A 22,642-nucleotide genomic window follows, 5' to 3' on the forward strand; every position below is an offset into this window, starting at 1 on the left:
ACCGTTCCGCACCAGTCCGCCAAGTCGACGTTAGCCAAACCAGCGCATGAGCCGTGCGGCGATGGCAGCAATGCGGCCAGCCCCTTTGACGGGACCTGCGAACAATGATTGATCTGCCGATCATCAAGAATGGCGCGGAATCAGCGGGAGAACATGATGAACGGTGCGGAAAGCCTGGTACGGACCCTGGTCGCGGGGGGCGTTGACGTCTGCTTTACCAATCCGGGCACCTCCGAGATGCACTTCGTCGCTGCGCTCGACCGGGTCGAGGGCATGCGCTGCGTGCTCGGCCTGTTCGAGGGCGTGGTGACCGGCGCCGCCGACGGCTATTTCCGCATGAAGGGCACGCCGGCCTCGACGCTTTTGCACCTCGGTCCCGGCCTCGCCAACGGCCTCGCCAACCTGCACAACGCCAAGAAGGCGCGCTCGGGCATCGTCAACATCGTCGGCCAGCACGCGACCTACCACATCGGCTTCAACGCGCCGCTGACCTCGGACATCGAAGGCCTGGCGCGGCCGATGTCGGACTGGGTGCGGACCTCGCCGAGCGCCAAGGCCGTCGCTGCCGATGGTGCCGCCGCGATCGCCGCCGCCAAGAGCGCGCCGCCGCAGATCGCGACCCTGATCCTGCCCGCCGACACCGCCTGGAACGAGGCGGACGGCATCGCCCATGTTCCAGGGGAGACGCAGCGCCCGGGCTATTCGGCCGATGCGGTCGAGAAGGCGGCGAAGATCCTGCACGCGCATGGCCCCGAGACCCTGGTGCTGATGACCGCGGGCGCCCTGACCGAGCAGGCGCTGACCTTCGCCCAGCAGATCGCCGGCAAGACCGGCTGCCGCGTCATGGGTCAGACCTATCACCCGCGCATGGCGCGCGGCGCAGGCCGCTTCTCGATCGACCGCATTCCCTATGTGATCGAGCAGGCGCTGCCGATCCTGAAGAACTACAAGCACATCGTGCTGGTCGAGGCCAACGACCCCGTCGCCTTCTTCGCCTATCCGAACAAGCCGAGCCAGCTCAAGGCCGAGGGCACCGAGGTGCACCGCATGACCGCCTGGGGCGAGAACTCGGCCGCGGCGCTCGAGGCGCTCGCCGGCCAGCTCGGCGCCAAGGCCGCCGACGTCAAGCCGCAGCCGCTCGCCGAACTGATCAGGCCGACGGGCGCGCTCAACCACACCACCATTGCGCAAGCGATCGCCTACGCGATCCCCGAGAACGCGATCGTGGTCGACGAATCCATCACCACCGGCCGCGGCTTCTTCCCGCCGACCGCCGCCGCCAAGCCGCACGACTGGCTGCAGAACATGGGCGGCTCGATCGGCTTCTCGACGCCGGTGGCGACCGGCGCCGCGGTGGCCTGCCCGGACCGCAAGGTGATGTGCCTGGTCGGTGACGGCAGCGCGATGTACACGATCCAGTCGCTGTGGACTCAGGCGCGCGAGAACCTCAACGTCGTCACGGTGGTGTTCGCCAACAGGATCTACCAGATCCTGCGCGGCGAGTTCGACGGCGTCGGCGCCGGCGAGCCCGGCCAGCGCGCCCAGGACATGCTCAAGATCGACCGCCCGACGCTCGACTTCGTCGCCATGGCCAAGGGCATGGGCGTGCCCGCCCGCGCCGTCACCTCGGCCGACGAGCTCAACGTGGCGCTGGCCGAGGCCAATGCCGAATATGGCCCGCGCCTGATCGAAGTGCAGATGTAAGTTCGGCCGTCCGCAACCGGCGGCCGCAAATCGGCCGCCGGTCGATGGCAGCGTCATGTCAGCATTTATCTGGTTGGCGACTCAGCACGATCGCGTGTTGATGGTGACGTCTCCATCGTTTGTTTTGTTTGGGCGGCATGCACAGCGAATTGAACCGGCTGATCTCCGCGCTGCAGGAGTTCTATGCGCGCGAGCGCTTCATCCTCGATCGTGATCTGGGTGAGCGTGCGCTGACGCACCGGCTCTCGGTGCACCTGGAGCGCAACTTCCTCGGCTGGGACGTCGATTGTGACTACAATAGGCTCGGCGATCGCGCCATGCTGCTGCCGCGCGGCTCGATCGTCTCGACCGACGACGAGCTGGGCAAATCGATCTACCCCGACATCGTCGTGCACAAGCGCGCCGTGCCCGACAACCTGCTGGCGATCGAGGTCCGCAAGGCCAGCAATCACCAGCCGCTGGCGCACGACCGCCACAAGCTGATGGCGCTGACCGACCCGCATCTGTGGTTTGCGTATTGGATCGGCGTCCTGGTGATCCTCGACCGCCGGAGCGTGATCACGCCCGAGGTCTATGTCGGCGCCCGGATCGATCCGCCACTGTCGGCGTGGTTCGCGGGGCGATTGCAGCAGCTGGGGCTGGCCGCCGGCTGAGCGATCTCCCAGAAGCGCAGGCGCGTTCGTCGCCCGGCAACCGCGTGAACAAGGGCCGCCCCCGGAAGGAGCGGCCCGATCTCGTCAAGACGGGCGGAGCCTGTGGACAGGCCGCCTTGGACCTTACTTCGACATGCCGTCGCCGGACGTCTTCTTGGCCGACTTCTTCTTCGTCTTGCTCATCTTCATGTCGTCGCCCCCGCCCATGGCGTCGCCGCTCTTCGCCGACTGGCCGGTGGTCGTCATCGGCTTCTCGGTGGACTGGGCAAGAGCGGCCGACGAGACGAACGCGAGGGCGGCGGTGGCGATGATCAGTTTACGCATGCGGAAAACCTCCGAGGGTTGGAAACGCGCGGGACCATAGGCCAATTCCATCCGCGGCGTTCTGACGCAGGAATCAGGAAAACGTGAGAGTTCCGCCCTGCAAAAGCCGACTTGCGCCGTCCGCCCGGAAAGCAGCGGGCGCATTCTGTGACCCCTGCGGTGGCCGCAGGGAGCCATGCACCCAGCCGCTAATCCGCATCGCGATGTGCCGTGCTCGGGTCGTCCGCTTTGCGCCCAAGCCGTCCTGCAACGGCGGTCCCCAGCAGCACGGCACTCGCCACGAAGATGACGGTCGCGAATGCCTGGTCGAACGCGTGATGGGCGAGGGAGACGACACCGGCCGCCACGTCGGTCGGCAGGCGTTCGGCGATCATCAGCGCTTCATCGATGCTGTCGCGAACCGCTGGAGGCACCGTCGAGCCGTTTGGCAGGACCATGAATGAGGTAAAGACGCCGGACAATATGCTGCCGAAGATGCTGATCCCGACCGTGCCGCCGAGCTCGAACGAGACTTCCTCGATCGAAGCCGCCATGCCTTCGCGGCCTGCGGGAGCCTGATTCATGATCGCGTTTGAAGCGGCCGCCATGGCTGCGCCCAACCCGAGGCCGTTGACGGCAATGCATGTGAGTTGCACGGGCAGGCTCGCATCATAACAAAACAGATAGGCCGCCGCGCCGAGGCCGGCGACCAGCAGCGCGCCGCTCATGGCGTTGGCGACGCCGATGTGGCGGAGCGTCAGGCTGGCCAGTGGCCCACCGATGAACGCGGCCAGGGGCGCCGGCAGGATGTAGAGCGCCGCCTGCAACGGCGAATAGCCGAGAACCAGTTGCAGCCGCTGGCTCATCGCCAGCTCGGCGCCCGCGATCGTCAGCGAAGCGACGATCGCCGTCATCACGCTGAACGTGAAGTCGCGGTTGCGGAACAGCGTGAAGTCGATCAAGGCATTCTCGAGTCTCAGCTGGCGGCGGACGAAGACGATCAGAATGACCGCCGTCCCGATCGCCGCGGCTGCCATGATGCCGTAGGGAGGCTGAGGACTGCCGAACTCCTCGACGACATAGGCGAAGCCGATCAGCCCGGCCATGGCCTGAACCGATCCTATCAGGTCCCAGTCGCGATCAGGACGATCGCCCGGCGCAGGTATCAGCAACAAGGCGGCGACGAGGGAGACGGCAACCAGCGGGACATTGATCAGGAAGACCGATCCCCACCAGAAGTATTCGAGCAGCACTCCGCCGACCAGGGGACCGACAGCCGCGCCGCTGGAAGCGACCGCGCCCCAGATGCCAATCGCCAGCGACCGTTCGTGTTCATCGGAAAAGGTAACGCGGATGATCGACAGCGTCGCCGGCATCATGAGCGCTGCACCGATGGCGAGGAGGACCCGCCCGCCGATCAGGACCCCCGCCGAAGGCGAATAGGCCGCCACTACGGAAGCGGCCCCGAATACCAGCAGGCCCGCAACGAATGTCCGCTTGTGACCGAAACGATCGCCGAGCGCGCCGAATCCGGGAAGCAGGCCGGCTACGACCAGCCCATACGACATCACGATCCACAGCTTCTGCGACGCCGTTGCCGCAAGCTCATGGGTGAGGCTGGGCAGCGCCGTATACAGCACGGTCATGTCGATGACGATCAGCGCGAGCGCGCTGGAGACGGTGAGGAGGATCAGCCAGCGATTGCGTTTGGACATTGGTGCGCTCGCTGGCGGAACGCTCTGCTCAGCCCACGCATTCGCCATCTCGTGCACGTTCACCACTCCCGTTCAGAGTCCATCGCGATGCGTGATCCGGCCGTTCATCATCGTCAGCTGAATATTGACCTTGCCGATGTCGTGTGGCCCGACATCGAACAGGTTCTTCTCGAGCACGATCAGATCGGCCAGCTTGCCGGCCTTGATGGAGCCGATCTGATCCTCCATGCGCAGCTGGTAGGCCCCGTTGATCGTATAGCCTCGGATGAGTTCCGGCAGGCTCAGGCGTTCGGTCGCGGGCGGATGGACCAGGCCGTCGGGCTTGCCCGGCTCCTGACGCGTATGGCCGGCCTGCACCGCCTCGAGCGGCTTGACGACGACCTTGGAGCCGGTCGCCAGGGCATCCATTCCGAACGACACCGTGACGCCTTCGTTGATGAACGTCCTGAAGGTGTACATGCGGCTCCAGCGCTCTTCGCCGTAGATCTCGCGGATGCGACGCTGGCTGGTATCCGGCACGCCCCATTGGATCTGGGTATTCGCGATCACGCCGAGCTTTCTGAAGCGTGGAATGTCCGAGGGCGCAGTGAGGAATGCGTGGCAGATGGTATGACGGCGGTTGCCGGGGCCGTTCTTGCCAAAAGCGGCTTCGTATCCATCCAGGCTCATACGGACTGCGGCGTCGCCCACGGCATGGAGGTGCGTATCGATTCCCTCCGCGTGGGCCTGGCGCAGGATTCGATTCAACACGGGCGATGGCAGCAATGGTTCGCCGCGCCAATCCGGTTTGCCGGCATAGGGATCGAGCAGATAGGCGGTGCGGCTCAGCTCCGTGCCATCGACGAGCAGCTTCAGCACATCGGCCTTGACCAGTTGGGTACGATAGCGCTGCCGATAGGCCCGTATGATCGGCAGTGGATCCACCTTGGGATCATTGTGATAGAGGCAGCCAATCACGCGTTGCAGCAGCTTGCCGCGTTTCTCGAGGTCGACCAGCATGTCGAAACCGTGATGCTGCTCGGTCGGCCAGGCGCTGAAGCCGGCATCGAAGAAGGTGGTGATGCCGGCGGCCGCGAGCCTGGGCTGCCATTCCTCGATGGCGGCGGCGGCCGACTTGAGGCCGAACGGCTCGATGCCGTGCTTTTTGAGCGCCTGCAGCACCGCGAACAGCGCAGGGACTTCCGAAATGAACCCGGTCGGCGCGCCGTTGGGATCCTTTTCGTACCAGGATGAGCCGGGCACGACGTCGCGCGGGGTGTCCTTCGTAATGCCGGCCACCTCCAGCAGCTTGGAATTGACCCAGTAGCCGTGCAGATCACAACTGACGAGCAGGACCGGCCGATCGGGGAAGATTTCGTCCAGCGGTTCCTTGCGCGGACCCGAGGCGGGAAACGCGCCAGCGATCCAGCCGAACCCGAGAATGAACTTTTCGTCGGAATGCGCCTTCGCGTAATCGCGCAGGATCGCGTAGATGCGCTCGGGATCTTCCTCGTTGACCCAGGCGCCGCGGGCGAACGCCAGCGTGCAAAGATGCCAATGCGCCTCGACGAAGCCCGGCATCAGCATGCGGCCCTTGAGGTCGATGACGTCGGCGCCGCGTCCGGCAAACTTCATCGCTCCCGCATCGTCGCCGACATAGACGATCGTGCCTCCCTTGACGACGACGGCCTGAGCCCAGGGCAGCGAGTCTTCGACCGTGTAGACGCGCCCGCCGCGGAAGATGGTCGTGCGGTTGGAGGCGGCCCAGGCCGGAGTCGCGGCAGCGGCGAATGCCGCGGCCGCAGCCGAGGTCGCGACCATCTGGCGACGGGTCAGTCCGCCGCCCTCCGGCTTCGACGCCGCAAACAGCGAACCGATGGCCGAGCCGCATGCAATGCACATTGTCCCACTCCGAACGGCCCGCGCTCCGCGTAGGCTGCATCATTGTCCAATCGAACGCTAAACTACGTCGCTGCGCACCTGCCGAGATTGACAGCGATCAAGCCGGTCTCGGAGGCGTCCCGCGTGCGTACGCAGACTGAAGATCCGGATGCTTGCTGATCGTGAACATTCAAATCGAATGCTTTCAGATCTGATTGCAGATCCGGTTGCTACTCACGGCGGCAGAGGCCGCGCGATCCGAACAGTCATTTTGGGAACAGGAAAGCCAGACTGGCCCGAAACTGCCAGTGCGATGCCTGGTCCGGCTTCAGCAAATTGTAGTAAACACCGATCTCGGCATTGATAGGCTGCCGCTCGACCATGAAAAGCTTGCCGACGCCAATGCCGACGGGAACGACCCAGCGATCGTTGCCCTTGGCGAGCCAGTTCGCCGTGATGATGGGACTCGAGCTGATGTAGGAGCCATCTGAAAAATTGTAGGTGACGAAGTACTGCAGCATCATCTGGTTGACCGGCGCGCGGTTGTTCGGTCCTGCAAATGACCAGATGTTGTTGGCGAGCACGCCGAGCACCCAGGGGCCGGGCATGGTCAAGGCGACGAGCGTCGGGCCTGCGCTCCACTTTCCCGAACCGAGGGCCGGTTCAGTTGCGGATGGATAGGAAAAGGTCGGCCCGACACCCCAGATCAGGCTGCCTGAATGTGACGGGGTGAGCGCGAAGATCTGGTTGATGTCACCAACCCCGCCGATCCGCCCTTGCTCGGGCGAGAAGCGAACCTGGGCGATGCCGGGAATGGTCGTTCGTGTCACCAGATTCCACTCGGCATTGAGCTGAAACGGGACGACCGGCTCGATCTTGACGACATCTGCCGTCTGCCGGTACGGGCCGGTGTTCGGCGCGGCGATATTCTCCAGGCCAACGCTGATCGTATCCGCGATTGGATTTTGCGCTGCCCTGGCGAGGTCCTCGACCGACGGCGTCTTAGCCTGTTGGGCCGAGGCGCTGACGCCGGGGCATAGCGCTGAAATCAGAAGCAGCACCATCAGTCGAGAAAGTCCCGGCGTCATTGATGACCTCGTCTCGAAACGCAGCAATTGCAGCCTCTGTCTCGTGCTTGTGTCTCGTGCGTGCATCGTTCACCCGCCGGGCTGTCGAATAGACCGGGGCCGGACAAGGCCACTTCTAGCCGTGCCTGACCTGGCCGTTCATGACCGTCATCACCACTCTGGTCTTGTGAATGTCGTGTGGCGCGACGTTGAACAGGTTCTTCTCCAGCACGATGAGATCGGCGAGCTTGCCGACTTCGATCGAGCCGATCTCGCGCTCCAGCCCGAGCTGCCATGCCGGCCCCATCGTGGCTGCCCTCAGGGCAGCCTCGAGCGTGATGACCTCGTCGGCCGGTGGTAGTTGTGGGCCATTCGGCTTGCCGAGCTCTCGCCTCGTCGTTGCGATCTCGATCGCGTCGAGCGGCTTGTAGGTGCTGTAGGAGTTCGCGGCGGGCCAGTCGGCGCCGAACGACAGCACGCCGTCATGGCGGAGGATCGATCCCACGCGATATACATTGTCGGCGCGGGCGGCCCCGAGACGCGCCCGGGTCACGCTGTGCCAGGGTTGATCGGCAACGGCCCACTGCACGGAAAACTGCGCGACGACGCCAAGCTTGGCGAACCGCGGTGCGTCCTGCGAATCGACCAAAGTGAGATGGGCGATGGCGTGTCGGCGATCGCGCGGCGGGTTGGCCTTGATCGCGGCCTCCACAGCGTCGAGCGTCAGCCGGGTTGCCCGGTCGCCGATGCTATGGACGTGAATGTCGATGCCGTCGCGATCGGCACGCCGGACGATGTCGGCGAACCGGTCGGGCGGCAACAGCGGTTCGCCGCTGGTCTCCGGCGCGTCGGCGTAGGGGGCGAGGAATACGCCGGTGTGTGCGTTGTCGCCGCCGTCCATGTTCAGCTTCAGCACCGAGGCGCGGACGAGTTCGGACTGAAACTCTCGTCGCAACGCCTTGATCACGGGCAGCGGATCGACGTCCGGCCGGTTGTGGTAGTAGGAGCCGATCAGCCGGAAAGGCAGCTTTCCTTTCCGCTCGAACTGCGAATACAGCGCGAAGCCCTCTTGGTCTGGCAGAACCTGGATTCCGGCGTCGAAGACCGTGGTGATCCCTGCGGCGGCGGCCTTGGGAAGCCACTCGGAGAGGCCGGCCGCGACATAGTCCAGACTGAACGGCTGGATGGCGTTGTTGACCAGCAGCATGACCGGCGGCTCGGCGAGAAAGCCGGTCGGCTCGCCGGTCGCCGGATCACGCTGGAAGTAGCTGAAGCCGGGGATGGGATCCTTGGTGTCCTTCGTGACCCCGGCGAGCGCGAGAGCCTGCGAATTGACCCAGGCGCCGTGCCCGTCGATCCCGACGAGAATGACGGGAACGTCGGGCCAGATGGCGTCGAGATCCTCCTTGCGCGGGCCGGTCGCGGGAAAGGCGTTATATCGCCAGCCGAAGCCGCGGACGATGTCCACCGTCCCGATCTTGGCGCGATAGGCCTTGAGCGCGTCGAGCATCTCCTGGCGGGTGTCGAACTGCAGATCGACGCCTCGCGTCAGGGCCGCTCCGACCATCGGATGCGTATGGCCTTCGACAAAGCCCGGAAGCAGCATCCTGCCTGCAAGGTTCACGATGCGCGTCCGTGACCCCACGAAGGAGCGAACGCCCGCGTCGTCGCCGACGAAGACGATGCGCTTGCCCTTGACGGCGACGGCCCGGGCCCAGGGCTTGTCGCGATTGACCGTGTAGACCGGGCCGTCGCGGAAGACGATGTCGGCGCTCGGATCGGCCGCCGCCACTGCCTCGGCGACGAACGATGGCGCGGCCGATACGGCTGCCGCCGCTGTCGCCGCGAAGATGGCCCCGCGCTGCATCGCCTGGCGCCGCGTCAGGCCGCCGGCCTCCGGCTCGGAGGGACTTCCAAACAGATCCCGGTAGTTCGCCCAATGACATCCAAGACACATGGTGTCAGCTCCATGATTTGCAGGCGGCGCCCGGTTTGGTTCACACCGGCGACTGGTGCCTGACCTGGCCGTTCATGACGGTCATCAGCACCTTGGTCTTGTGGATCTCATGCGGGGCGACTTCGAACAGGTTCTTTTCCAGAACGATCAGGTCGGCGAGCTTGCCGACTTCGATCGAGCCGATCTTCTGGTCGAGTCCGAGCTGATAGGCCGGCCCCATCGTGGCGGCGCGGATCGCCTCCTCGAGGCTGATCCGCTCGTCGAGCGGCACCAATGGCGGCTGATCCGGCTTGTTCAGCTCCCGCCGCGTGGTCGCGATCTCGATCGCTTCCAGCGGCTTGTAGGTGCTGTAGTAGCCGGCGGCCGGCCAGTCGGTGCCGAGCGAGATATTGCCGCCATGGCGCAGGATCGAGCCGGTGCGGTACACCTGTTCGGCACGCGCGCCGAGGCGCGGCTGCATGACGTCGTGCCAGTATGCATCCTTGACCGACCATTGCGTGGAGAACTGGGCGGTGACGCCGAGCTTGGCGAAGCGCGGCAGATCCTCGGGCGCAAGGATCACGACGTGAGCCAGCGTGTGCCGGCGATCGCGCGGCGGATTGACCTTTATCGCCGCTTCGAAGGCGTCCAGCGACAGGCGATTGGCGCGATCGCCGTAGGAGTGGATGTGGATGTTGAGACCGTCTTTGTCGGCGCGTCGAATGATGTCCTTGAACTGATCGGGCGGGACCAGCGTCTCGCCCGCCGTGCTTGGATCGTCGCTATAGGGCACGAGCAGGGCCGCCGTCCGCTGGGCCTCGCCGCCGTCGATGTTGAGCTTGAGGACGGAGGCCTGCACCAGCTCGGAATGGAATCGCCGCCGCAGCGCCTTGATGATCGGAAGGGGATCGATGGCCGGGTTGTTGTGGTAGGTCGATCCAACCACCCGGAACGGCAGCTTCCCTTTCCGTTCGAGGTTCTGATAGAGCTGAAAGCCGGCCTCGTCCGGCAAAACCAGCAGTCCGGCATCAAACAGACTGGTGATGCCGGCCGCTGATGCCTTGGGCAGCCACCCCTCGAACGACTCGGCGATGTAGTTCGTCGTGAACGGCGCCGCGGCGTTGAGGATCTTGAACATGGCGGGGGGCTCGACGAGATAGCCGGTCGGCTCACCCGATGCCGGGTCGCGCTGGAAATAGCTGAAGCCGGGCAGGGGATCCTTGGTCGCCTTGGTCACTTTGGCTACCTCCAGCGCCTTTGAATTGACCCAGGCTGAATGGCCGTCGATCGCCGCGAGGATGACGGGCGTATCCGGCCAGATCTGATCCAGATCCTCCTTTCGCGGGCCGGTTGTCGGGAATGCGTTGTAGCGCCAGCCGAAGCCGCGGACGACATCGACCTTGCCCGATTTGGCGCGGTAGGCCGTCAACGCCGCGAGCGTTTCGTCCCGTGTATCAAACTGAAGGTCGACCCCTCGGGTGATGGCCGCGCCGGCAACCGGATGGATGTGTCCCTCCACAAATCCCGGCAGCAGCATCTTGCCGGAGAGATCGACGACGCGGGTCCTGGGCCCGATGAAGGATCGAACGCCGGCATCGTCGCCGACATAGACGATGTGCTTTTGCCGGACGGCGACCGCGCGTGCCCATTCTCTGCCGCCGTTGACGGTGTAGACGGGTCCGTTGCGGAAAACGATGTCGGCCTTGGCGTCGCCGGCGCGGGCCTCGGCGGGCGTCGGCACGACAGCGGGCGTTACGCTGGCGGCAGCGAACACCGCGCCTGCCTGCAGCAGCTGTCGTCGCGACGGCTCCGCCGCAAGCTCCAAATCAAGGAAATTGCGAAATCTGGTCCAATTGCATGCAATACACATGCGATCATCCTCACACGCTGTGCGCGAATGAAACCTCATCTGATTCGGAAGGTTTTTCATAGTTGTCGTAAAGTATGCGAATGAACGACGACGCCCGCATATTTACTGGTTCAACTAAGAGGCATTCTCGTTCACAATGCTCATATGGGTTTAGTTCCGCAGCGATGACGAGATTATTTGGCGATCGCTTTGCCGGTACTACAAACAATCTTAAGCTGTCGTCGGGATGCTTGTTGCGGTCGGACCCAAAAGGCGGTCCGACCTCATCGTGCGCGAAAGCAAGCTGTTCGAGTCTGTCCCCACGGCATCAGCCGGCGAATATCGAGCCCACGACGATGAACGGCCGGGTCACGCATCGCAACGGGATATAGCGCGCGGAAAGGAAGAGCCATGTTCACGATCGCTCACGCAGCAACCTGGCTCGTCGTCGGGCTGGTAGGCGGCAGCCTCGCCGGAATGCTGGTGAAGGGCCGCAAGGCCGGGTTTGGCCTTCTTGCAAACATCGGCCTGGGATGCGTCGGAGCCGTCATCGGCGGAGCGTTGTTCGCCATGTTCGGACTCTTTCCCGGCCTGGACAGCATCGTCATTTCGCTGCGCGACGTCGTAGCGGCGTTCGCCGGCTCGCTTGTCGTCCTGGCGGCCATCTGGCTGTGGAGCGCACGAGCCGCCTCGTGACGTTCATCGCATCCAGATGACGTCGCCCGAGCTCATCGCACGCTGTTCGTCGTGTCCACTCCGCCGGCCGTGATCGGCTCGTCCTCCGCGTTTACCCGGATGTGCTGCGCTGATGCATGGGCAGCTCGGCCGCGAGGAATTCGATGAAGGCGCGCACGGCTGGCACGAGGCCGCGGCGGGATGGAAAGACGGCGTGAAGCCGATGCGCGGTCAGGCGGTGATCGGGCAGGAGATGGATGAGCCGTCCGTCCGCGATCGCTGGGCCGGCCAGATTCATCGGGACCTGTGCCACGCCGACGCCGTCGAGCGCCATCTGCTGGGCCAGGTGCACGTCGTCCGTCACCAGCGCCGGCGTATATTCGATCTCGGCATCCGTTCCGTCAGGACCTGTCACATGCCATCGCGGGCGGTCGTCACCACCGGGGCCGACGCCGACAACTCGCATCAATGAGGCGACCGATGGAAACGGTCCTCGTTCGGCAACGAATGACGGGCTTGCGAGCAGCGCCTGCTCGCTCAGTCCAAACTGACGAACGACGAGATTGGAGTCGTCGAGCGCCGTTCGAATCCGAAGCGCCACGTCGAACCCTTCGCCGATGACATCCACGCGCCGGTTGGTCATTTCCAGCTCCACGCGGATGTCGGGATGGGCACGCAGGAATCGTCCGAGGATCGGCGCCAGGAAGATGTGCGTGACGCCGATCGGACAGGAGACGCGGAGCCGGCCCGAAGGATGCTCGCTGGCTTGCTCCGCGACCTCGATGGCGGTGCGCGCCGCCCGCATCATGGCCTCACAATGTGCAAAGAACGCCGCGCCGACGTCCGTCGCGCGCACGACCCGGGTCGATCGTTGCAGCAGCCGGACGCCCAGTTGCTTCTCCAGCTCTGCCACATGGCGGCTGATGCGGGATTTGGGGATTCCCAGCACCCGCGCCGCCGAGGAGAAGCTTCCGTGCGTGACCACGGCGGCGAATAGCGCCAGCTCGTTCAAGTCGATCATGGCTCACGAACGGTATTATGGAACTGTGATTGTCTCAAAACTAGAACAATCTGTGCCGTTTTGTCTAGCTAGTGGAACGTCGGGCAGGCGCGCAAATTCCGGACGAGAGCCCATTCAGGAGCGACGTCCATGCAAATTCTTCATCTCGACTCGAGCATTCTCACCACCGATTCCGGCTCCCGCGAACTCACCGCATCGGTGGTCGCGGCGTTGCGCCGTGAGAGGCCCGGATCGAGCATTCTCTACCGCGACCTCACCGTCGAGCCGATCGCGCATCTCGATGGTGCGATCGCCTCCGGCTTCCGGCCGATCGGAGTCAAGGAGTCCAGCGCGTCTGTCCAAACCGAGCATGCCCGCTCGGAAGCGCTCGTCGCCGAGTTTCTGGCGAGTCAGCTGATCGTCATCGGCGCGCCGATGTACAATTTCGCGGTGCCGACTCAGTTGAAGGCCTGGATCGACCGCATCGTGCAGCCGGGGCGCACCTTCAAGTACGCCGAGACCGGTCCGGTCGGGCTCGCGGGCGACAAGCAGGTGATCGTGGCTTCGACGCGCGGCGGCGTCTACACCGGCGGCCCGTTGGCGGGGCTGGATTTTCAGGAGCCCTATCTCAAGGCCGTATTCGGCTTCATGGGCGTCACGAAGCTCCAGTTCGTCCGCGCCGAGAGGATGTCGAAGGGCCCCGACGCGCGCAGCGAATCGATGGCCGCGGCTCATCAGTCGATATCGTCCATCGTCTCGCAAGCCTTGATCTCGCAAGCCTTGGCGGTCTGACGTACGCGCAACTCACAGCTACCGGAGAGGTCCCATGATCTATATCGTTACACTGAGCTATGTGCGCCCGCTCGATGAAGTGAACGCGCAGCTCGACGGCCATCGCGACTGGCTGATCCAGCATACCAAGGCCGGACGCATTCTCGTGACCGGTCCGCTTGAACCTCGAACCGGCGGACTGCTGCTCGTTCGCTGCGCCGATCGAGCGGGGCTCGATCGCATGATGAACGAAGATCCCTTCGTGGTGCATCGGCTGGTCGAGGTCGAGGTCAGGGCGTTCACGCCCATGCTCCGCGCCGCCGCTTTCCCCGCCGAGTGGGCCGAGGAGGCAAAGCCGATCTGACAGGCTGGACTTGGAGCGTTCGCGCGATCCTGCGCGGTGCATACTGGCTCAAGGGTTGATGCTCGGCCCGGCCATTGGTTATAGCGAGCGCGATCAGGCCGAGATCGCAAGGCGAGGTAGGACGGCAGCGTTGTGCTGCGGACCTCCTCGCCTTTCTCGGCCGAACGAAATCAGCTTGCTTTGCTCATGATGTTGACCAGATCGGCGTCGGCCGGAGCATCGGCCGGCACCAGCGTGGCGGCGGTGGCGCGTTGCGTCCGCATCGGCTGAGCCACCACGGCAACGCTTGCCCGGCCAACGATGATGTGGGCAGTGACGACCGCCGGGACGCCGAGACCGAAGGCGATGTGGACGGTGCTAATCCACGGCCGAAGCGCTTCGGAGCCGACGTAATAGAGCCCGAATGCGGTCGCGATCAGCAGGCCGTACATCGCCAGGCTGACGATTCCCGTCGTCCGATTCTTCTTGGCGCGCCAGGCGCGCTGCACGTGCATGGGGCCAAGCGCACCGAGCAGCATCAGCGTGATCATCGCAGCGCCACCATGCATGCTCAGGAGGAAGGCGGCGGCCTGCTGCCATATCTCGGTGTCGATCTCCGTGCGGTTCTTCATCTGGTCGGCATAGATCCATAGCGCCCCGCTGGCGAACAGGAGGCCGAAGATTCCATAGAGTGCGAACCGAAAAGCGCCTTTAAGCCGCATGTTGGAGAACTCCCTGCCAGTTCGATGTCGTCTGGATGTCGCCGTTGGTCGCAATCAGCATTGCGCTTGCCTTGAAGTGGGCCAGTGGCGCTGCCGCCCGCTCGCCTGCGATCATGACGACCTTGGTCAGCGCGTCGGCGACCATGCACGTCGGCGCGCGCACCGTTGCGCCGTAGACGCCGTGGGCCGGCCGCCGGGTGGCGGGCTCCAGGACCGCCGTATCCGTCGTATCCGCCGATCGGAACGGGTCGAAGCGTCGGGCCGACGACGCCAAAGCTTCATTGCTCACTTCGATCTGGCAGAGGAGCCTGTCCGGAAATTGCGGATCTCGAATGTGAACGACGCGCACGTCGGGTCCGAAGGCGGCGAGATCGCCGCCTGCATTCACCATCGCGGAGCGCACGCCGCGCATCCGCAAGGCCTCGAGCGCGCGGTCGACCGCGAACCCCTTGGCGATGCCGCCGAGGTCGATCTTGACGGTGGGGTGACCGAAGCGGACGTGATCGTCCGCAAGCAGCTCGATCGCAGCCAAGGTCGACGTCCCGGCCTGCGGCGGCGCGCCGGCGACGCCAATGTCGAAGGCGCCGTCCGATCGATGCGCCATGTCCAGCGCCGTCTTGAGCACCGCGAAGGTCCAGGGATGTACCTTGACCGCGCAGCCCGACGCTTCAAGATTCAGCCGCGAGACGTCGCTGTCCGCATCGTGAAAGCTCATCAGCCGATGCACGTCTGCGACCGCCGAGAACGCCGCCTCGACGGCACCCTCTGCATCGCAGCCGTGCGCATCGGTGACGTCGATCTCGACGAACGTACCCAGCAGGGCTCGCGCTCGCCGAATGCTAGCGGAAGTGGCTGGCATGATACGTCAGCACCTTCTTCACGCCTTCGGTCAAGTGAGTCGACGACAGGGTCGCGCCCGAGATGTTGCGAATGTCGGAATTGATGCGAACCTCGTTCTGGCTGCTCTTGCCGACGAACTGGCCGAGCCAGCTGGCGTCGTGCACCTCGCCGCCATAGGATTCACGGTAGTTGAGAATATCCACGCGGCGCACGCGACCGTCGGCTCCGATGGCGACCGTATAGTCGATCAGAAGGTGCTTGCCGACGACGTGGTCGTAATAGATGTAACCGCCGCTGCTCGCCTTCCACACCCGGCCGGCTTGAACCTCGGAAAAGCTGGCTCCCGGGAAAGCGGCCTTCTGCGCTTCCTCGACGCTCATATACTGCATGGCGTAGGCCGGCGAAGCGATCGACACGACGGCCGCAGCGGGCGCCGTCCATTTCAGCCAATCACTCATCTCGTCCACCTCAAAACTGCTTTCATGTCACGCCCTCCTTTGCGCATCGATCTTTCGTCTTGTCGGGACGCGGCGCGATGTCAGCAGTCCGACCGACGATAATACTTCCGCAAATCCGCACCAGATACCGATCTGCTGGTGCCCCCTTTCGACGTTCGCAACGCGCTTGATGCTAACCATTACGATTGTCAGAGTTGAGATCGTAGTGTTCCGATTGCGGCGAATTGCTGAGACGATGTTGGCGATTTGCCGGAGTGGCTGGGGAATAACGATGTTGCCGTCGATGGACGTCTCGCAACGGCTGCAGGCCGCCGCCCAGGCTCGTCATTTCAGGACCTTCACGGCGATGTTCGCGGCAGATTAGAGTCATTCAAAAGTAGCGCCGTCATCCGAACACCTTGCCGAAGGCGTGTCCGCCTCCGCGGGCTAACGCCGTGTGCGCGGCGCTAAATCAGCCTCGCCGGCGCCGCGATTGCGACGCCGGCCTGTTGAAGACACCGGACCCTGCCGCCGCGACTACCACGGCATCTGGTTCATGGCCTCCCAGGGATTGCCGCTATAGGGCGACGGCACCACCTTGATCTTCGCCATCATGCCTCCGTCCTCATGCTCGAGGATGTGGCAGTGATAGACGAACTCGCCGACCTGCGAGAACGGGATGTCCAATACCACCGGCTTCGACGTGCATTGCCCGTTGCGCCACTGCTCGATGCTGCAGACGCCGCTCTGAGCGTCCATCACTTCCGGCACGTTCGGGGTCGCAACGCCGAGCGGGACGTTGTCCTGCAGCATGCCTCCCCCGATGCTCCTGTTCAGCGACACCGACAGCGGCGTGTTCTCTGCAGCCTTGCTGTTGATGGTCCTGAAGCGGGTCTGGTGGATATGGAAGTTGTGATTCTCCGTCGAGAGCTGCACCAGCTCCCAGGTCTCGTGGACCGGACGCTGACCTGCCGCGAGCGGCAGGCAGACGATGTTCTGCGCCGGATCGAACTGACTGACCGGGAGCTGGGTGCCGGGCACCGGGTTGCCGTTCTGATCGACCTCCTCGTAGCCGAGACCGAAGGTGCCGTCGTCGGTCAGATCGGCGAGACCGAAGAAGATGCGGCGGCGGTGTCCGGCCGGCAACGGGCGGCAGCCGTCACGCAGCGGCGTGGCGCTCGCATACGGCACCTTGGCGTCGAGGATGCCCGACGGCTGCATCGTCGACAATGCATCGCCCCTGATGTCGAGGCCGTAGGAGATGTGGTTGCGCCAGCCGTGCTGGTGGAAGTTCACCTTGGCGAGGTCGACCGCCGGCCACTGATCGCCGCTGCCCATGGTCAATCCAACCATCTTGAAGGTCGCGGAAGCCGACCGCCCCGGTGAGGCGATCGCGCCGGTTGCCGGATCCCGATAGGTGACGAAGACCTCGGTGCGCGAGCTCGGCATCATGACGATCTGGGTGACGCAAACCGGCTTCGAGTGGAAGCGCGAGCTCGGCAGCGGCGGGCAGGGCACGACGCGGAAGCGGGCGCCGCCGAGCCGCACCATGGTGTCCATCGTGGTGTCCTGCGGCAGGTTCACGCTGACGCCGTCGACCGAGATGAGCTGCATGACCATCGGCTTCTGCGCTTCATCGTCGGTCAGCTGGAGATTGTAGGACAGGCTGCCGGACGCATTGGTGAGCCGCCAGACCTCACCGTCGGGATCGGTCATCTTGATGGTCGGAAACGTCCGGCCATTGACGGTGAAGAACCAATTGCCGCCGGAAAAATTGGAGCCTTCGTCGGCAGTGTTGTCGACGCCCGGGCACGATCCCTGGCGCACCTCGGAGCTATCAGCCGGAAACTGCGCGCAAAAACCCGGGTCCTGCTGATTGATCACTTCACCCGGCTGCACGGCCGCGGGGCCGCTGTCGAACTGCACGGTGCCTCCAGCTGCGACCTGCATGTCCTTCAGGACCAGATGGCGGACGCTGGCCTCGGGAAACGGCGTATCCCGTGCGTCGCCATGCGCGTAGTCCGAGACCTCGCCGACCGAGATGATGCCCGCCAGGCCTTCCGAGACCTGGTTGAGCGAAAGTCCGTGGATGTGAGGGTGAAACCAGAATTGCCCGGATGGGTGGTTCCTGGGGATCTCGATCCGGTAGTCCGCATAGTTCATCTTGTTGGAACCGTGCTGATGGGTCGTCTGCGGCACCGGCATGCCATTGGCCGAGTTGTAGATCTGCACGAACACGTAGTCGCCGAAGGTCTGGTCGCTCAGCGTCGGAGCGCGCGGCTCGACGATCAGTCCGTGGGTGTGCAGGTTGGTTGGGTTGCGAAACAGGTTGGCCTGACCCGGATCGGTATTGTGATTTACCTTCGCCGGATCGAGTTGCGGCAGCTGGTTCACCAGCCTGATCTTCAGCGTGTCGCCCTTCTGCAGGGCCAGCCGCACGCCGCCATAGTCCGACACCGCAGCGCCGGCCGGGCATTTCAGGTCTGACGCCGGCCGCGGGCAGATCTCGTAAACCCAGCCGGTCGGGTTCATGGGCGAGCCGCCGGGCGGGGTGTAGCTGATGGTCGAGACCGGCTTGGCCTTGGCGATCATCAACAGATCGAGCACGCCGTGCTTGCTCCTGAGCACCGTGGGCTCGACCAGATCATGAGCGCGCGCGGCTGTGTCCGCGCAGGTCAACCCTGCCAGCACCGCGGCCGCAGATGTCAGTGATCGCATACTTGGCTTGTGCAGACGCCCGACGAACATGCCAGATCCCCATATGGCTCGAGATACACGCGCTACGAAACGATGCAGGTCCACCGGGCGGCGATCGTCATCGAACGATCCACCGAGCCGTCAGCGATTGGCGCCTCGCACCCTCGGCCTTCGTCGCTATGGACGTCGGGTGTCTGCTTTGTGACCGTTTCTTTCGTTTTGTGGGAAATGCCGTCGGGTCTTTAAGAATCGATCTAACTACACGGGTCCCGGTCAGCGTTGTGCGCGTGGCGCACGAGAGCCGACACAAAATCGACAACCATCCCTCGTAGCTCGCCAAGTCAGGCTCTCATTAGGTCGTATAACAGACATTGAGCTTACGCCTGATCGTAGGCGTTTGCTGTGAGGAGATCGTAGGATGCTGCTTGCTGTTGTTCTCGCGTGGGTCTGCAACGTATCCGGCATCTCCTGCGAGACGCCCAACGTCGAAATCATTCAGAAGGCCTATGAGCAGGAAGCGCCTTCCTCCGGTGTGCGCCACGACAGGGGCCTCAAGATCGTCGAGGCGACATGTGACAGCGGTAACGAGAGCGGACGCTTCCTGTGCCAGGTCTCGTTCGTGTCCGAGGACGATCCCGACAAGCGTCTGTATTTCGACATCGTCGCGGCCGCTCTGACCGACAAGGGATGGGTTTTGACCAGCGGATTGTGCAAGCGCTAGCGCGCGCACAGGCGATATCCGCCTCCACCGAGGTCGCGCGCGGTTGCGGTATCCGGCCGGGAGCCGGCGCCCACGCGACCTGAGCAGGGCCCGTCCTCACAATTGACGGCGCGCCGGGCGTTGGCGCTGATGCATCCGAAGCAGTCTGGATTCGGGCGACAGAAACGGCGTCCCCGCTTGAGCCAATGGCGGTGAGGTTTGCGTGAGCTGCGTGTCAGCGAGGCTGGTGGCGGCCTGGGTCGCTGGCTGGCTGGACGACGGCGCAAACGAGAACACGGCGACGTCCTGGCCCTTTTGCAGCGTCACCGATCTCGCCCCGACGTTGCGCAGCTTCCATCCCTGATACTCAGCACCCGCTCGGATCCGCAACGGCGTGTTGCTGCTCTGATCGAGAAAGACAGCCAGGCCGCCTGCGCCGTTCACGACGGTCCCGACCAGCGAGAGCTGCGGCCGTTCCGACGGCGCCGGCTCCTGCACTGCGGGCGCCGCAACGATGGATGGGGGCTCCGCAGCGCTCGGCGGAGGGCGGCGCGACGGCGAGAAGATCGGGCGCTCGCGCGTTGCCGACAACTGCCCGAGCGGAATGCTCCATAGGGGGTTGCCGGCTCGCGATGGCGGACGCTGCGCGACGGCTTGGTCCTGCGCCGCTGCCGTTCGCTGCTCGAAATCGACCGGCCCCGAGACGTCGAGTCCCGCCGGCTCGGCGATCGCACGCGCCGCTGCCGTCGCCAGAACAGCACCAATGATGCAAAGTCGGAGGAGACGGCTCATCGGGGGGCCTGCCACTGTCCGGAAACCGTCATCAGGACGCGTAGCTTCCCACCGGGTGTCGCGACCGGCGAGCTCGCCTCGACGATCAACTCGTCGACAAACAGACATGGCATTCCGGCCTCCAGGTCATAAAGGATCGGCTGCAGGTCGGGCTGACCGACCTCGAAATTTGCGATCACGTTGATATAACCATCCTTGGCGCGAGGGCCCTGCAGATCGAGCTGTGACGACGAGACGCTGCCGCCGTGATCGGTCACCGCGCTGCCGACCCGCTGCAGCAGGGCCGCCCCGGCCACCGTGACGGTGGCCCCTTCGAGAAACGCGGATCCCGCCATGCTGGCATCGGCGCTACCGTCCCGACGCGCAGCCGCCATGGCGTGGGCGTCCAGCAGGCGGAGTGTCTCGGCGAGCGAGCCCACCTCGGCGCGTTGATCGAGCATGCCTTTGACGGGCAGCGCGGTCGCAGCGATCAGCACCAGCAGCAGGCCAGCATAGACACAAGCGGCGATCGGGGGCGACGCGGGACGGCCCGCGAAGAGCTTCTTGACGGTCATGTGCCTGATCCGGAATGGGGCTTGATGCCTGCTTCGATATGGAACCGCTCGCCGGAATCGTCAGCCGAGCGCGTCGTCGGCGCGGAGAAGGTCGCATGGGTGAAGTGCGCCGACCGCTCGATCAGACTGACGAGCGCGGGCGCGTCCTGGGTCATCCCCGCGATGTGCAGCTTGTCCTTCTCGATCCGCAGCTCGGTCACATAGGTGTTGTCCGGAAGAATGGCGGAGAGCGCCTCCAGCAGGAGAACATTGGCGGGCGCCTCCTGCTTGCGTCGCATGAGATCGCTCAACGCGGACTTCTCCGCGCCGTTCAGATCGAGGCGGAGCGCCGCCCGCCGTTCCGAGATCCTGCGCGACAACAGGCTTTGCTGCTCTTCGAGCTTTCCGCCCATGATGCTCGTCGTCGCGATGGACAGCGCTGCCGTGACGATGGCGGCGACCAGGAGCGCCGCCAGCCCGCGACCGATGCGGCCGACGTCGAGCGATCCGCGCAAGTGCTGCTCGGTCAACCTGGTTCCAGTGGTCACGGCCAGCTCGCCGTCCACCTTCGTCGATGCGGAATCGGGGGCAGCAAACAGCACGATCGATCCAGCACGCCAGGACTCGGCGGCGCGGATCAGTGGATCAAGCTGAGTCTTTGGTGCTGCGATCACGGTGGTCCCGATGCGTTCACCGGACATGTCGACCGGCGGCGTGCAGCCGAACAGCGCTTCATTTGCAGTCCATGGCGTCAAGCGATCGAGCTGGGACCTCACCATGGCATCGAGAAATTCGACCGCGCGCTTCGGCAGATCCAGCGGCCGTGACAGGAAGCGGTCCGGCATGAGGACCACCTCGACCCGGCTGCCGCGCAGGGGGAGCTTCCAGCTTTCCGGAAGCGCGGGAGGGCTCGTTTCACCGTCCGTCAGGACGATCTTGCAATCGGGCGGAGCAGCCTTCCCGGATTTCGCGCTCATCCGCATGATGAAGACGTTCCGTTCGGTCTCGATCATCCTGATGGGAGGCTTGATGTTGAGCCGACCCGCCATGTCGACGATGACGTCGGCGACAGAGGCGATCCATGCCGACAGCTCGCGGCGTACTATGATCGACATCGCCATCACTGCGCCTTTCCTGATTGCGTGAGCGTCCCGGGGGCAACGGCATCATCGCGCCAGGAGAGTATCTGGTAGGGATCGTCACCGTCGCGCAGCAGGATGACGGCTTCGGTTGCGGCCTGGCGCCCGCCATTGAAGCTGATCGTGACCCATACGCGTACGGCGTCGGCGACCTCCAGTGTCGCTCCCGCGCGTGCGGGCCCGAGTGCCGAGGCGATCGATCTCGTCTCGCGGCGCAGACCCGCTCGCTGCTCGAGGAAGGTCTTCAGCAGATCCGGCGTCATCCCTGGGAGCGCGGCCACGACCTCGGGAGCGGCCTCCAGCGCGTCGATTTCCCGCCTGCCACTGAACACGGTCACGAAGGGCATCGCCTTGTCGGTCAGCGCCACGGGCAGGTTGAGCACCAGCCGAAGCTCCTCGACATTTGCGAACGGCGCAGTGCGCGGCATGTAGCTCGCTCCCGCCGTCCGGTAGAGGTCGCGCTCCACGTCCGGAGCGGTCTCGGACGGTGGTGTCCGCCAGCCGACGATCCGCGCGGCATATGCACCGGCGTCGTCGGAGCGTGCGCCGAGGACCGTGAACAAATTGGCCAGCATCTGCTTCGACGCATGATTGAGATCGATGCGGGCAGCTTCGGACCGGAACGCAACCGAGACCTGCGCGTGATCGAGCCGGAATGAAAAGGATCCGGCGGCAGCGCGCAGCGATTTCGCGGAGGATGATAGTTTATAGGCTGTGAGCTCCAGGCCCGCCGACACCAGCGCGGTCGATCGCAATCGGCGATCCTCCAGCGATAGGCCTTGGGCGGTGCTGACGAGGTAAACGGACAGGGCGCCCGCCAGCCCTGCCAGTGAGACCAGTATCCACAAGACGGCAACGAGAACAAAGCCGCCCTCCTCATCATCACGCTGAAGATCTCCGAGCATG

21 protein-coding genes are annotated in these 22,642 nt (G+C 64.5%); 6 read left to right on the top strand and 15 right to left on the bottom strand.

Annotated features, from left to right (window positions below; translation table 11 throughout):
* Positions 1–156 precede the first annotated feature (156 nt).
* Together S58_RS07760 and S58_RS07765 are read left to right on the top strand one after the other, a co-directional pair.
* On the top strand, positions 157–1,704 hold the full coding sequence (locus S58_RS07760) for an acetolactate synthase large subunit (protein ID WP_015664716.1): 1,548 nt from the start codon (positions 157–159) through the stop codon (positions 1,702–1,704).
* A 137-nt stretch (positions 1,705–1,841) separates the two neighbouring features.
* Positions 1,842–2,357: a hypothetical protein gene (locus S58_RS07765; RefSeq protein WP_015664717.1), complete on the top strand. Its 516-nt coding sequence runs from the start codon at positions 1,842–1,844 to the stop codon at positions 2,355–2,357.
* 123 nt (positions 2,358–2,480) lie between these two features.
* Here S58_RS07765 and S58_RS07770 read toward each other — a convergent pair whose 3' ends face one another.
* From S58_RS07770 to S58_RS07795, 6 genes are all read right to left on the bottom strand, one after another.
* Positions 2,481–2,681 (bottom strand): hypothetical protein, encoded by a 201-nt coding sequence (locus S58_RS07770; RefSeq protein WP_042340624.1) that lies wholly within the window; start codon positions 2,679–2,681, stop codon positions 2,481–2,483.
* A 188-nt stretch (positions 2,682–2,869) separates the two neighbouring features.
* A complete protein-coding gene (locus S58_RS07775; protein ID WP_277996610.1) occupies positions 2,870–4,423 on the bottom strand; it encodes an MFS transporter in 1,554 nt (517 codons plus the stop codon).
* A 24-nt stretch (positions 4,424–4,447) separates the two neighbouring features.
* Positions 4,448–6,256 (bottom strand): amidohydrolase, encoded by a 1,809-nt coding sequence (locus S58_RS07780; RefSeq protein WP_015664720.1) that lies wholly within the window; start codon positions 6,254–6,256, stop codon positions 4,448–4,450.
* Between the two features lie 245 nt (positions 6,257–6,501).
* Positions 6,502–7,350 (bottom strand): hypothetical protein, encoded by an 849-nt coding sequence (locus tag S58_RS07785; RefSeq protein ID WP_244440725.1) that lies wholly within the window; start codon positions 7,348–7,350, stop codon positions 6,502–6,504.
* An 88-nt stretch (positions 7,351–7,438) separates the two neighbouring features.
* A complete protein-coding gene (locus tag S58_RS07790; RefSeq protein ID WP_015664722.1) occupies positions 7,439–9,259 on the bottom strand; it encodes an amidohydrolase in 1,821 nt (606 codons plus the stop codon).
* A gap of 40 nt (positions 9,260–9,299) precedes the next feature.
* Positions 9,300–11,108 carry an amidohydrolase gene (locus tag S58_RS07795; protein ID WP_015664723.1) on the bottom strand — a complete coding sequence of 603 codons (1,809 nt, stop codon included), beginning with the start codon at positions 11,106–11,108 and terminating at the stop codon, positions 9,300–9,302.
* Positions 11,109–11,498: 390 nt separating this feature from the next.
* Here S58_RS07795 and S58_RS07800 point away from each other — a divergent pair, with 390 nt between their 5' ends.
* Positions 11,499–11,783: a GlsB/YeaQ/YmgE family stress response membrane protein gene (locus S58_RS07800; RefSeq protein WP_015664724.1), complete on the top strand. Its 285-nt coding sequence runs from the start codon at positions 11,499–11,501 to the stop codon at positions 11,781–11,783.
* A 91-nt stretch (positions 11,784–11,874) separates the two neighbouring features.
* Here the strand turns inward: S58_RS07800 and S58_RS07805 are convergent, their stop codons facing one another.
* On the bottom strand, positions 11,875–12,783 hold the full coding sequence (locus S58_RS07805; protein WP_015664725.1) for a LysR family transcriptional regulator: 909 nt from the start codon (positions 12,781–12,783) through the stop codon (positions 11,875–11,877).
* A gap of 129 nt (positions 12,784–12,912) precedes the next feature.
* Here S58_RS07805 and S58_RS07810 point away from each other — a divergent pair, with 129 nt between their 5' ends.
* Complete coding sequence (locus S58_RS07810; RefSeq protein ID WP_015664726.1) at positions 12,913–13,554, top strand: FMN-dependent NADH-azoreductase; 642 nt, start codon at positions 12,913–12,915, stop codon at positions 13,552–13,554.
* A gap of 34 nt (positions 13,555–13,588) precedes the next feature.
* Complete coding sequence (locus S58_RS07815; protein ID WP_015664727.1) at positions 13,589–13,897, top strand: YciI family protein; 309 nt, start codon at positions 13,589–13,591, stop codon at positions 13,895–13,897.
* A 170-nt stretch (positions 13,898–14,067) separates the two neighbouring features.
* On the opposite strand, the gene S58_RS07820 is transcribed toward S58_RS07815, so the two are convergent.
* The 4 genes from S58_RS07820 to S58_RS07840 form a co-directional block, all read right to left on the bottom strand.
* Positions 14,068–14,598, bottom strand: a complete 531-nt coding sequence (locus tag S58_RS07820) for a hypothetical protein (RefSeq protein WP_015664728.1) — start codon at positions 14,596–14,598, stop codon at positions 14,068–14,070.
* Positions 14,588–15,457 (bottom strand): FAD:protein FMN transferase, encoded by an 870-nt coding sequence (locus S58_RS07825; RefSeq protein WP_015664729.1) that lies wholly within the window; start codon positions 15,455–15,457, stop codon positions 14,588–14,590. The genes S58_RS07820 and S58_RS07825 overlap by 11 nt, the downstream gene beginning before the upstream one ends.
* The gene (locus S58_RS07830; RefSeq protein ID WP_015664730.1) at positions 15,438–15,896 is read right to left on the bottom strand and encodes an FMN-binding protein; all 459 of its coding nucleotides are present in this window, start codon (positions 15,894–15,896) and stop codon (positions 15,438–15,440) included. Before S58_RS07830 ends, S58_RS07825 begins: the two co-directional genes overlap by 20 nt.
* 516 nt (positions 15,897–16,412) lie before the next feature.
* A complete protein-coding gene (locus tag S58_RS07840; protein ID WP_042340628.1) occupies positions 16,413–18,407 on the bottom strand; it encodes a multicopper oxidase domain-containing protein in 1,995 nt (664 codons plus the stop codon).
* Positions 18,408–18,990: 583 nt separating this feature from the next.
* On the opposite strand from S58_RS07840, the gene S58_RS07845 reads away from it, so the two are divergent.
* Positions 18,991–19,293, top strand: a complete 303-nt coding sequence (locus S58_RS07845) for a hypothetical protein (RefSeq protein ID WP_015664732.1) — start codon at positions 18,991–18,993, stop codon at positions 19,291–19,293.
* Between the two features lie 96 nt (positions 19,294–19,389).
* Here S58_RS07845 and S58_RS07850 read toward each other — a convergent pair whose 3' ends face one another.
* The 4 genes from S58_RS07850 to S58_RS07865 are packed head-to-tail and all read right to left on the bottom strand — an operon-like array spanning position 19,390 to position 22,641.
* The gene (locus tag S58_RS07850) at positions 19,390–20,064 is read right to left on the bottom strand and encodes a hypothetical protein (protein ID WP_015664733.1); all 675 of its coding nucleotides are present in this window, start codon (positions 20,062–20,064) and stop codon (positions 19,390–19,392) included.
* A complete protein-coding gene (gene gspM, locus S58_RS07855) occupies positions 20,061–20,618 on the bottom strand; it encodes a type II secretion system protein GspM (RefSeq protein ID WP_015664734.1) in 558 nt (185 codons plus the stop codon). Before gspM ends, S58_RS07850 begins: the two co-directional genes overlap by 4 nt.
* The gene (locus S58_RS07860) at positions 20,615–21,718 is read right to left on the bottom strand and encodes a PilN domain-containing protein (RefSeq protein WP_015664735.1); all 1,104 of its coding nucleotides are present in this window, start codon (positions 21,716–21,718) and stop codon (positions 20,615–20,617) included. Before S58_RS07860 ends, gspM begins: the two co-directional genes overlap by 4 nt.
* On the bottom strand, positions 21,718–22,641 hold the full coding sequence (locus S58_RS07865; RefSeq protein ID WP_015664736.1) for a type II secretion system minor pseudopilin: 924 nt from the start codon (positions 22,639–22,641) through the stop codon (positions 21,718–21,720). Before S58_RS07865 ends, S58_RS07860 begins: the two co-directional genes overlap by 1 nt.
* Position 22,642: the final 1 nt, after the last annotated feature.

Source organism: Bradyrhizobium oligotrophicum S58 (assembly GCF_000344805.1).
In the GTDB taxonomy this organism is placed as follows: domain Bacteria; phylum Pseudomonadota; class Alphaproteobacteria; order Rhizobiales; family Xanthobacteraceae; genus Bradyrhizobium; species Bradyrhizobium oligotrophicum.